Origin of the sequence: Mediterranea massiliensis, from assembly GCF_900128475.1 — a bacterium.
Lineage (GTDB): Bacteria > Bacteroidota > Bacteroidia > Bacteroidales > Bacteroidaceae > Bacteroides > Bacteroides massiliensis_E.
Genome location: NZ_LT635835.1, coordinates 312,690 through 323,910 on the forward strand (window position 1 = coordinate 312,690; position 11,221 = coordinate 323,910).

General features: G+C 58.8%; 7 protein-coding genes. 2 read left to right on the top strand and 5 right to left on the bottom strand.

Going from position 1 to position 11,221, the window contains the following annotated elements:
- Positions 1–65 precede the first annotated feature (65 nt).
- The 5 genes from BQ7483_RS03670 to BQ7483_RS03690 form a co-directional block, all read right to left on the bottom strand.
- On the bottom strand, positions 66–2,390 hold the full coding sequence (locus BQ7483_RS03670; protein ID WP_072544845.1) for an ABC transporter permease: 2,325 nt from the start codon (positions 2,388–2,390) through the stop codon (positions 66–68).
- 105 nt (positions 2,391–2,495) lie between these two features.
- Complete coding sequence (locus BQ7483_RS03675; RefSeq protein WP_072544846.1) at positions 2,496–3,173, bottom strand: ABC transporter ATP-binding protein; 678 nt, start codon at positions 3,171–3,173, stop codon at positions 2,496–2,498.
- A 126-nt stretch (positions 3,174–3,299) separates the two neighbouring features.
- Positions 3,300–5,606 (bottom strand): ABC transporter permease, encoded by a 2,307-nt coding sequence (locus BQ7483_RS03680; protein ID WP_072544847.1) that lies wholly within the window; start codon positions 5,604–5,606, stop codon positions 3,300–3,302.
- A 460-nt stretch (positions 5,607–6,066) separates the two neighbouring features.
- Positions 6,067–7,545, bottom strand: a complete 1,479-nt coding sequence (locus BQ7483_RS03685) for a tagaturonate reductase (RefSeq protein ID WP_072544848.1) — start codon at positions 7,543–7,545, stop codon at positions 6,067–6,069.
- 34 nt (positions 7,546–7,579) lie between these two features.
- Complete coding sequence (locus BQ7483_RS03690; RefSeq protein ID WP_072544849.1) at positions 7,580–8,641, bottom strand: LacI family DNA-binding transcriptional regulator; 1,062 nt, start codon at positions 8,639–8,641, stop codon at positions 7,580–7,582.
- Between the two features lie 223 nt (positions 8,642–8,864).
- Between BQ7483_RS03690 and uxaC the strand changes: the two genes are divergently transcribed.
- Both uxaC and BQ7483_RS03700 read left to right on the top strand, forming a co-directional pair.
- Entirely contained in the window at positions 8,865–10,271 is a 1,407-nt protein-coding gene (gene uxaC, locus BQ7483_RS03695; RefSeq protein WP_072544850.1) for a glucuronate isomerase, read from the top strand.
- Between the two features lie 170 nt (positions 10,272–10,441).
- Positions 10,442–11,221, top strand: a complete 780-nt coding sequence (locus BQ7483_RS03700) for an endonuclease/exonuclease/phosphatase family protein (protein ID WP_162274239.1) — start codon at positions 10,442–10,444, stop codon at positions 11,219–11,221.

Consider the following 11,221-nt stretch of genomic DNA (forward strand, 5'->3'; position numbering starts at 1 on the left):
CTATCATACAAAGGATTCATTGGCAAAATTCAATCGGCGCATGGAAGGCCGGCAACATCGACAAGCTACTCGCTCTTGATGCTCAGCACAGGATTCTCGTTGGCGATGCGCCAGGCCTTCAGCACTACGACGGCCACAATCAGCACCAGCAGCAGGAGGGCCAGCAGGGCGTACCACGCGGGCGAGAGCAGGCGGCTGTCGGCAAACTGCTGCATCCACTGGCCGGAGACGTACCACGCTGCGGCCATGCCTGCCGCGACGGCCAGGACGGCTATCTTGAGGATGTCCACCGAGAGCAGGCGCAGGATGTCGAAGGCTTCGGCGCCGTTCACCTTGCGGATGGCTATCTCCTTGGAACGTCGCTGCGTCTCGTCGCTGACGTAGCCGATGAGTCCCATCAGCACGATGAGGATGATGCAGGCGGTGGTGACCCACACGGTGTTGCGGAAGGTGGAGACGCTGGCGTTCTGCTCGCGGCGGATGTCCTGATAGGTGGTGAACTCCAGTGCCAGGTCGGGATAAGTGGACTTGACGAAGGCGTTCAGACGCTTCAGGTTCTCGTCCAGCGGAGCCTTCAGGCGGACGTTGAAGGTGCGAAGACGGTCGTTCAGGATAAAGGCGGTGCAGGTCTGGCTCGCGAAGAAGCCCATGTTGCGCACATTCTCCACCACGCCTGTCACGATGGCTGGTTCTTCCAGTCCTGCCCATGAGGGGTCGATGGGCAGCTGGCGACCGATGGCGGTGTCGCCCCACTTCAACGTCTCTACCGTGGTGCGGCCCACGACGGCTTCGCCCCGATGCTGCGGCCAGTGGCCTTCGAGCAGGGTCATGCCCGTCACCTGCGGCATCTCCTTGTCCATCAGCGTGAAGTGCAGGGGGCAGATGAAGTTGCCCTGATTGTCGGTCAGGCGGTTGGTGCTGTAGTGGGCCAGCAGACTGGTACCACTGCCTGCCACGGCTTCCACATAGGGCTCGCGGCGGATGGCGTCGGCCACGCCCTGCGCCCGCTCAATGTTGCCCGTCACCGTCCCCACGGCCAGCCCTTCGGCACGGAAACCCACGCTGCGGGTCATCAGGTCGTGGTACTGCCACACGGTGGTCAGCAGCATGCCGCCGATGAAGGCCACGCCGATGAACTGCACCGTCAGCAATCCACGCTTCCACGAACGCTTGCCGTCGGTGTAGCGGCGGAACACTTGCGTCACAGGGATGCGGGCATAGATGCGCCCTGGCACCACGCCCGCTACGAGGAAGAGCAGCAGCACCGTGCCCAGCGGCACATAGAGCGTCTGCCAGGTGAAGAGGTCGGTCAGGCGGCTGCCCAACAGCTCTTCCACCTGCTCGCGCAGCAGCCACAACAGTACGCCGCCGCAAAGGATGGAGGCCGTCACCAGCAGCCCCGTCTCCCAGAGGAACATCGAGAGGATGTGCCAGCCGTCGGCGCCGCTGCACTTGTGCACGCCCACCAGCTTGGCTCGCCGGCTCATGGCGGCCACGGCACGCAGCACGTAGTTCAGGATGGACACGAAGAAGATGGAGAAGCCCAGCACGCCGAGGATGACCAGCCGCCGCGTGCTGTCGGGATAAGAACGGTAAACCTTGTGGATGGGCAGGACGCTGTACTCCGTCACCACGTCGTCGCCCAGGTGCGGGTCAGTGTATTGCTCCACCGCCTGCTGGATGCGGCTGTTCATCGCGTCCACGTCGGCAGGCTGCTTCAGGCGGAACAGCACGCCGTAGAGGTTGTTCATGTTCCACGTGCCCCGCCCGTAGGCCCAGTCCAGGGCAGCCATGGGGAGCAGCAGGTCGTGGGGCATGATGCTGTTGCGTGGCACGTCGGCATAGATGCCGCGGATGGTGACGTCGAACAGCTTCTCCACGGAAAGTACCTTACCGATGGGGCTTTCGTCGCCATAGAGCCGGCGGGCCATGCTTTCGGAGATGAAGGCGTTGCCCTGCACTCCTAAGTCCTTGGGGTTGCCCTGCAGCAGGGGAAGGCCGGTGGTGGCGAAGTAGGCCGTGTCGGCAAAGAGGATCTGGATGTCCTCCAGCTTCTTGTCCTCCTTGTAGAAGGCAGGTTCCCAAAATAAGTTGGAAGTCAGACTGGCGCTCTCCACCAGATCGGGGAAGGCCTCGCTGAGGTCGGCTGCTGCAGGACGGTAGGTACTATAGTTGTAGCCGGGTTCGGGCACTCCCTTGGTCACGTTTCTCATGCGCAGCATGACGAGCGTGTCGGGATTCGGATAGAAGCGGTCGTAGCTCAGCTCGTAAGCTATCTGCGCGAAGAGCAGCACGCCCATCGCCAGTCCCAGCGTGAGGGAGATGATTTTCTCCGCGGTGCCTCCATGGCCGCGGAGAAGGGTCTGTAGGGTGTAGTATAGGTGTCTCATTTTAATGAAGAATTAAGAATGAAGAATTAAGAATGAAGATTGAGAAAAGAAGGATTCGTGCCGCAGGGCAAATTCTTCATTCTTCGTTCTTCATTCTTCATTTATTTATAGGTTTCTGTTGCTTGCCACCACACTGCCATCAAACAGATGCACCGTCCGATGGGCAAAGGAGGCGTCGTGTTGTGAGTGGGTCACCATGATGATGGTGGTGCCCTCTCCGTTCAGTTCGCTCAGCAGCTTGATGACCTCGGCGCCGTTCTTCGAGTCGAGGTTACCAGTGGGCTCGTCGGCAAGGATGAGCTTGGGGTTGGTCACCACGGCACGGGCGATGGCCACGCGCTGCTGCTGTCCGCCCGAGAGCTGCTGGGGGAAGTGCTGCGCCCGATGGCTGATGGCCATGCGCTTCAGGATGTCGTGCACGCGCTGCTTGCGTTCGGAGGCCTTGATGCCCAGGTAGGTCAATGGCAGCTCCACGTTCTCGAAGACATTCAGCTCGTCTATCAGGTTGAAGCTCTGGAAGACGAAGCCTATCTTGCCCTTGCGGACGCGGGTGCGGTCCTTCTCGTGAAGGTTGGCTACTTCCTGCCCCAGCAGCTTGTAACTGCCCGAGGTGGGGTTGTCCAGCAGGCCGAGGATGTTCAGTAGGGTGGACTTGCCACAGCCCGACGGGCCCATGATGGCTACAAATTCGCCCTCGTCTACATGGAGGTTCACTTGGTTCAATGCGACGGTTTCTACTTCCGACGTGCGGAATACTTTGCTAAGGTTGTTGATTTCGATCATAATAATATTAAATGAAGAATTAAGAATGAAGAATGAAGAATCAGGGATGAAGATTTAGGAAAGAAGGATTCGTGCCGCAGGGCAAATTCTTCATTCTTAGTTCTTCATTCTTCATTGAATTATGTTTTATTCGCTCTTGATGCTCAGCACTGGATTCTCATTCGCGATGCGCCACGACTTCCACAGCACGCAGCCGGCGATGACAGCCAGTACGGCCAGGCCAATCAGTACATATTCGAAGGCCGACATCGAGGCCTGCGCGCTGAACATGTCCATCCACAGGGAGTTGACATACCACGACGCTGCGATACCTATCACCACCGCAGGCACGGCCACATAGAGCACGTCGCGCCCCAGCAGGCGGAGGATGTCAGAAGCTTCGGCACCGTTCACCTTGCGGATGGCTATCTCCTTGCTTCGGCGCTGCACCTCGTCGGCCGTATAGCCCAGCAGGCCCATGAGCATGATGAAGAACATCACCACGCCTGCCACGGCGGTGGCGTTGCGGAACACGCGGACGGGGTTATACAACATATTCATCCCCTCTTCCATCGAAGTGAAGTCGATGGTCTTGTCGGGGAAGGCCTCGGCGGCGGCTTTCGTCAGGCGTTGCAGGTTCTCGGCGAAGGGCTCTTTGAGCAGGAAGTGCAGGCCGTTGTTGAACTGCCTGGACATGAAGCCTATGTAGGGCATCGGGCCGGCATAGAAGCCGTTTATCTGAAAGTCTTTCAGCACACCCGTCACGGTAGAGGTTTCGCCCATCGTGTGGACAGTATGGCCCACGGCATCCTTCCCCCACTTCATCAGGTTGACGAAGGTTTCGTTCACCACCACCTCGCTGTTGTCGCGCGGCAGGCGGCCTTCCTTCAGCTTCATGCCCATCAGGTCGTAGTAGTTGCTCATGCAGGCGTCGAAGCGGGCGGAGAACAGGCTTTCGCCGTTTTCCCCTGTGATGAAGCAGCCGCTATACCCCTCCAGCGGATTGCCGTAGGCCGAGGAGAGGTCTTCCACATAGGGCAGGCTTCGGAAGAAGTTGTAGGCGTTGTCGCACTCCCTTGCCGTCTTGAAGGGCAGATAGGTACCCACGATGCGCTCCGTGCTGAAGCCCATGTCCTTGCTCATGACGAAGTGGTACTGCATCATCACCATGCACATCAGGCCGCAGATGAAGGCCACACCCGCAAACTGCACGAACAGCAGGGGGCGTTTCCACCCCTTCTTGCCCTCCGTGTAGCGGCGGAACACTTGCGTCACAGGGATGCGCGCAAAGAGGCGGCCGGGCAGTACGCCCCCCACCAGCAGGAGCACGCCCACCGTGGCGGCAGGCACCCACAGGCGGCTGCCTTCGAAGAGGTTCGTCAGCTTGGTGGCGGCCGTATCCTCCACAAAGTCGCGGAAGCCCCACAGCAGGAGGAACATCACGCCCAGTGCCAGCGCGACCACCATCAGCGTCTCCAGCATGAACATGCCGAAGATGCCTCCGCCACTGGCTCCGCTGCACTTGTGCACGCCCACCATCTTGGCCCTGCGGCTCAGCGAGGAGATGGAGATGAGGGCGTAGTTCAGGGCGGTGATGAAGAGGATGGACAGGCCCAGCGTCAGCATGATGGTGAACATGCGCCGCACGTCGTCCTGCTGGCGGAAGGTGTCGCGCAGAGGCTTCACCCAGGCGCTATAACTCCAGCTGTCGCGTTCGGGCAGGTACTTCTCGGCCATCTTCTCCATGCGGGTGTTGAGGTCGTCCACATCCACCCCAGGGCGCAGGCGCACGTACTGACAGTAGGAGTCGCCTCCGTTCCACGAATAGTTCATCTGCTGGGCGGCCCAGGTGGGAGGCAGCGAGATGACGGCGTCGGCCCCCACGGTCGTATTGTCGGGCAGGTCGGCAAAGGTGCCATGCACGGTCAGGTCGCGCTCGTGGTTGTAGCTGATGACCTTTCCGACGGGTTCCTCGCCGCCGAACATCCTTTCGGCCAGGCTCTGCGAGAGATAGATGACGTTAGGCTGCTGGAGGTCCTGCACAGGGTTGCCGCTCAGCACCTCGATGCCCATCGTCTGGAAGAAGAGCGAGTCGGCGCAGATTTTAGACTCGTTGAAGCGGTGGTTGCCATAGTAGAGCGGCCACGACGCCAGGTAGCGGTTGGTGCAGGTCGCCATTTCCACCTCCTTGGGAAAGCTTTCGAGGATGGCGCCTGCCAGCGGCCCCATGTTCATGGTTTGCGGCTCCAGCTTCTCGCCGTTCATGACGAACTGGCTCCACACCTGATAGATGCGGTCGTAGTCGCGGAAGCACGTGTCGTAACTCTGCTCGTAGGCCACGCGGGCAAAGAGCAGGATGCTCATGGCAAGTCCCAGACCGAGGGAGATGACCTTGAAGGGAATGCTCCCCTTCCCTCTGAGCAGAGTCTGGATGACGTAATGGATTTGTCTCATGCGTATAACGTTTTTAGTCGTTTTCTACCTTTCTCTATGCAGAAATCGTGCCAAAAGCGTCATACCAACATATATGTCAAGAAAAGCGACTCGAAGAGGGGCTGCCAAAATGAAGCAAGGCTATTTTAACTCCCCTCCTTCTGGAAGGAGGGGTGCCCAAAGGGCGGGGCGGTAGGTTTTCGCGAAAGGTTATCAATCAACGCGTTATGTGTTTACCTACCACCTCCCCCTATCGGGTACTCCTCCTTCCAGAAGGAGGAGAGTTTCAGATACTTCTATCTTAGATTGTATTGTTTATTTGGAAGATATCCTCTTTCCCCGCTTCGGGCGGAGTGTCTAATTTTTAGACAGTGGTGTCTAATTTTTGGACACTCGGGTATAAAAAAGAGAGAGTGCAGCAAGGCTCGCCCACTGCACTCTCATTGCAACTATTAATCTAAAAAAGTGTGGTTTTTCTCCGTTAAAGGATGCTCTTCACCGTCTCGAGCATACCTTTCTGCTGGATGGAGTCGAGGAAGGCGGTCACCATGTCGGTCAGGCCGGGGATGGTGTTCAGGTCGCCATGCTCGCCCCAGATGAGGTCTTTGGCAGCCAGTACGCCTTCGGCCACGCGGCGGGTGTCGCCTGTTGCCCAAAGGTCCTTGAGCAGCTGCATGATTTCGGGTGCGTCGTTGGGCACGATTTCAGCACCGTCGGCACGTACACCGCCCTTGTAGTAGGTGATGATGGCGGCCAAGCCCAATACCAAGCCCTTCGGCAGTTCGCCCTTGCGCTCGAGGTAAGTCTTCAAGCCAGGCAGGTCGCGCGTCTGGAATTTTGGGAAGGAGTTCAACATGATGCTCGTCACCTGATGATCTACGTAGGGATTGTTGAAGCGTTCCAGCACGTCGGCGGCAAACTTCTTCAGCTCGTCCATCGGCAGGTTGAGGGTCTGCATCAGCTCGTCGAACTGCACCTTGTGGATGTACTTGCCGATGACGGGATGGTTGCAGGCGTCGCGCACGATGTTCACGCCGCTCAGGTAGGCCACGGGCGAGAGGACGGTGTGCGGACCGTTGAGCAACGTCACCTTGCGTTCATGGTAAGGAGCCTCGGACTTCACGAAGAGCACGTTCAGGCCGGCCTTGTCGGCGGGGAACTCCTGTGCCAGCTGGCGCAGCGAGAGATTCTCGGCGGCCTCGATGACCCACAGGTGGAAGATTTCGGCCTGCACCACGAGGTTGTCGGCGTAGCAGATTTTCTTCTGTATCTGCGCAATCTCCTTGCGGGGGAAGCCCGGCACGATGCGGTCCACCAGCGTGGCGCACACGTAGCAGTACTTCGTGAACCACGTCTTGAACTTCTCGTAGTCGGCGCCGAAGTCGTCCTTCCACAGCTCGATATACTGGTAGATGCACTCCTTCAGGTGGTGTCCGTTCAGGAAGATCAACTCGCAGGGCATGATGATGAGTCCCTTCGTCTTGTCGCCCTTGAAGGTCTTGAAGCGGCGGTATAGCAGCTGCGTCAGCTTGCCGGGATAGGAAGCGGCGGGCGCGTCAGTGAGCTTGCAGGCGGGGTCGAAGGCGATGCCAGCCTCGGTAGTGTTCGAGATGACGAAGCGGATTTCAGGCTGGTCGGCCAGGGCCATAAAGGCGGCGTTCTGCGTATAGGGGTTCAGGGCGCGGCTGATGCAGTCGATGCGTGTCAGCGTATTCACGGCCTTGCCCTCGAGGCGTCCCTGCAGGTTGACGTGATAGAGGCAGTCCTGGCCGTTGAGCCATTCCACCATGCCCTTCTCGATGGGCTGTACCACGACGACGCTGCTGTTGAAGTCGGTCTTCTGATTCATGTTGTAGACAATCCAGTCCACAAACGCGCGGAGGAAGTTGCCTTCGCCGAACTGGATGATTCTTTCGGGTGCCACAGACTTGGGAGCCGTCAGCTTGTTCAATGCTTTCATATTGAAAATCGTTTAAATTTTGTTGGTTATGCAGTTATTCAAATTCAAAGTAATAGTCGATGTTTTCCTTGATCAGCACGTCGATGGGCATGTACTGTATGGGGTTGACGGGCCGCTTGAAAGCGATGTGGCTGCACAGGGCCTTGACGCCGCCATAGCCCTGCAAGGCAGGCCGTTGCCCGATGAGGTAGTCCACCTCGCCCGTCTTCAGCCGCTCCACGTTCTTCTGCAGCAGGTCGTAGCCCACCAGCCCCTCCATGCGACGGCCGGTGGCGTGCAGGTAGTCGGCCACCTGGTAGACGCGCGAATTGAACACCACGCCCAGCACGGCCCGCGGGCACTCACGGAAGAAGCAGTCCAGCGTGTGGCGGTTGGCCTCGGCGTTCTCCTTGTCGAGCACCACGTCGTGCACGGGCAGCCCCACATGCTTCTCCTCCAGGTATTGCATGAAGCCCTCCATCCGTCGCTGCATCTGTATCTCGGCGGGGTTCTGCTTGCGGTTGTTCAGGAAGAAGACCAGCTCCTGCCCTTCCCTGTAGTGTCCCATCAGCATCTTGGCGGCGATGTAGCCACTCATGCGCGAGTCCTGCCCGATGTAGCACAGGGCGTTCGTCCCCTCGACGTTGAAGTCGATGAAGGCATAGGGCGTACCTTTCCGCTCCAGGGCAGACGTGAGCTGCAGGGTCTCTTCGCGGAAATTGGGCGCCAGCAGCACGGCGTCGCACTCCTCGCCGAGCACCTGCGTGCACACCTGGCTGTACGAAGCCTCGCCGGCGTGCGTATAGTGCAGGAAGTCCACAGACACGTTGAACGGAGCCAGCTCCTGCGCCGCCCGTCCGATGCCCTGGGCCACGGCGTGCCAGTAGTTTCCCTCTATATAATAAGGAATGAGGCAGACAATGCGGTAACGCTTCTTTGCCGCCAGCCCGATGGCAAACAGGTTGGGCTGGTAGTTGATTTCGTCGAGCACCTTGCGCACCTTCTCGAGGCTGGCCGCCGACACGTCGCCGCGGTTGTGCAGCACGCGGTCCACCGTTCCGGCCGATACGCCCGCCATGCGTGCGATGTCTTTGATGGTATAGTTCTTGTTTTCCATTTACTTCCACTCACTGCCTTGCCCGTCCGCAAAGCTTAAATATTATAAATATTCGTGGCAAAGATACGAATAATTTTGTATCTCCAAGTAAAATTTCTACTTTTGTGTTCGATAACGGTTAATAAAACTAAAATCGTCATCACCGCCTATTCGCTTTACAATCAGAGCTATATAGGTATATAGGGAGAAAGTAACATTTTTAGATATCAAAACACATCGGATTATGAAAAACTTTATGGATGAAAACTTCCTGCTGCAGACCGAAACTGCACAGAAGCTCTATCACGAACATGCGGCCAAGATGCCCATCATCGACTATCACTGCCACCTCATTCCCCAGATGGTGGCCGACGACTACCAGTTCCGCTCGCTGACCGAAATCTGGCTGGGCGGCGACCACTACAAGTGGCGCGCCATGCGCACCAACGGCGTGGACGAACGCTACTGCACGGGCCAGGACACCACCGACTGGGAGAAGTTCGAGAAGTGGGCCGAAACGGTTCCCTATACCATGCGCAACCCCCTGTACCACTGGACCCACCTGGAGCTGAAGACCGCCTTCGGCATCACCAAGGTACTCAATCCGCAGACCGCCCGCGAAATCTATGACGAGTGCAACGAGAAGCTGCGCCAGCCCGAATACTCCGCCCGCGGCCTGATGCGCCGCTACCATGTGGAGACCGTCTGCACCACGGACGACCCCGTCGACTCACTGGAATACCACATCAAGACGCGCGAGAGCGGCTTCGAAATCAAGATGCTCCCCACCTGGCGCCCCGACAAGGCCATGGCCGTCGAAGTGCCGGCCGACTTCCGCGCCTACGTCGAGAAGCTGGCCGAGGTGAGCGGCGTTGCCATCTCCACCTTCGACGACATGATTGCCGCCCTGCGCAGCCGCCATGAGTTCTTCGCCCAGCAAGGCTGCCGCCTGTCCGACCACGGCATCGAGGAGTTCTATGCCGAAGACTATACCGAGGCCGAGATCAAGGCCATCTTCAACAAGGTGTACGGCGGCAAGGAGCTGACGCACGAAGAAATCCTGAAGTTCAAGTCGGCCATGCTGGTCATCTTCGCCGAGATGGATTGGGAGACTGGCTGGGCACAGCAGTACCACTACGGCGCCATCCGCAACAACAACACCAAGATGTTCAAGCTCCTGGGCCCCGACACGGGCTTCGACTCCATCGGCGAGTTCACCACCGCCAAGCAGATGGCCAAGTTCCTCGACCGCCTGAACACCGAGGGCAAGCTCACCAAGACCATTCTCTATAACCTCAACCCCTGCGCCAACGAGGTGATTGCCACCATGCTGGGCAACTTCCAGGACGGCACCCTGCCGGGCAAGATCCAGTTCGGTTCGGGCTGGTGGTTCCTCGACCAGAAGGACGGCATGGAGAAGCAGATGAACGCCCTGTCGCTGCTGGGCCTGCTGAGCCGCTTCGTGGGCATGCTCACCGACTCGCGCTCGTTCCTCTCCTACCCGCGCCACGAATACTTCCGCCGCACGCTGTGCAACCTCGTAGGCCGCGACGTGGAGAACGGCGAACTGCCCGCCAGCGAAATGGGCCGCATCAACCAGATGATCGAAGACATCTGCTACAACAACGCCAAGAACTACTTCCAGTTCTAAATTTTAGTTCACCACGGATTACTCGGATTTTCACAGATTATTATTCATTATCGCCCGACTAAAAATCTGTGTCCATCTGCGTAATCTGTGGTGCTTTTATTTATGGGGAACGCGGGCCGTTTCGTCCCGAAAAACTATCTTTGTCCCCCGTTAAAGCAATGTTTAAACGCATGAAACGCATTCGTATCCTTCTGGGGGCAGCCCTGCTGCTCTCCCTGCTCCCCTGCCTGCCCGCTTACGGACAGACGAAGGGCGCCTCCTGCTCCGAACTTTCGCTGGCCAGCTACAACATCCGAAACGCCAAGGGCCTCGACGGCCGGGTGTCCTACGACCGCATTGCCGCAGTCATCAGGAAGCTCGGCGCAGACGCCGTCGCCATCCAGGAGGCCGACAGCGCCACGCAGCGCAGCCACGGCCTCTTCGTACTTCAGGAGCTGGGCAGGCGTACGGGCATGTACCCCGTCTATGCGCCCGCCATCGACTACAACGGCGGCACCTACGGCATCGGCATGCTTTGTTCGGAGCGGCCTGTGGACGTGAAGCGTTTCCCCCTGCCGGGCGAAGAAGAGAGGCGTGCGCTGCTGGTAGTCGAATTCCCACGCTACGTCTATGCCTGCACACACCTCTCGCTCACGGAGAAAGACCGCCTGGCCTCCGTGGCCGTCATCGTCGGCGCCCTGAAGGGCTATCAGAAGCCCGTCTTCCTTGCGGGCGACTGGAACGACACGCCCGACTCCCCCTTCCTGTCGGAGATGAAGAAGAGCTTCGACATCCTCACCCGGCCCGACGCGCACACCTTCCCCGCCGACGCGCCCGAGACCACCATCGACTACATCGCCCTTCTCCGCCAGGACTCCCCGAAGGCAGGCTGCACCCATGCCGAGGTGTTCGACGCCCCCATCGAGTCCGACCATCGGCCCGTGAAGGTCGTGGTGTCCTGCGGAGAGTGA

What these genes read in the sequence shown, in the direction of transcription:
- BQ7483_RS03670 (WP_072544845.1), bottom strand. Translation starts at nt 2,390, where the DNA reads ATGAGACACCTATACTACACCCTACAGACCCTTCTCCGCGGCCATGGA.
- BQ7483_RS03675 (WP_072544846.1), bottom strand. Translation starts at nt 3,173, where the DNA reads ATGATCGAAATCAACAACCTTAGCAAAGTATTCCGCACGTCGGAAGTA.
- BQ7483_RS03680 (WP_072544847.1), bottom strand. Translation starts at nt 5,606, where the DNA reads ATGAGACAAATCCATTACGTCATCCAGACTCTGCTCAGAGGGAAGGGG.
- BQ7483_RS03685 (WP_072544848.1), bottom strand. Translation starts at nt 7,545, where the DNA reads ATGAAAGCATTGAACAAGCTGACGGCTCCCAAGTCTGTGGCACCCGAA.
- BQ7483_RS03690 (WP_072544849.1), bottom strand. Translation starts at nt 8,641, where the DNA reads ATGGAAAACAAGAACTATACCATCAAAGACATCGCACGCATGGCGGGC.
- uxaC (WP_072544850.1), top strand. Translation starts at nt 8,865, where the DNA reads ATGAAAAACTTTATGGATGAAAACTTCCTGCTGCAGACCGAAACTGCA.
- BQ7483_RS03700 (WP_162274239.1), top strand. Translation starts at nt 10,442, where the DNA reads ATGAAACGCATTCGTATCCTTCTGGGGGCAGCCCTGCTGCTCTCCCTG.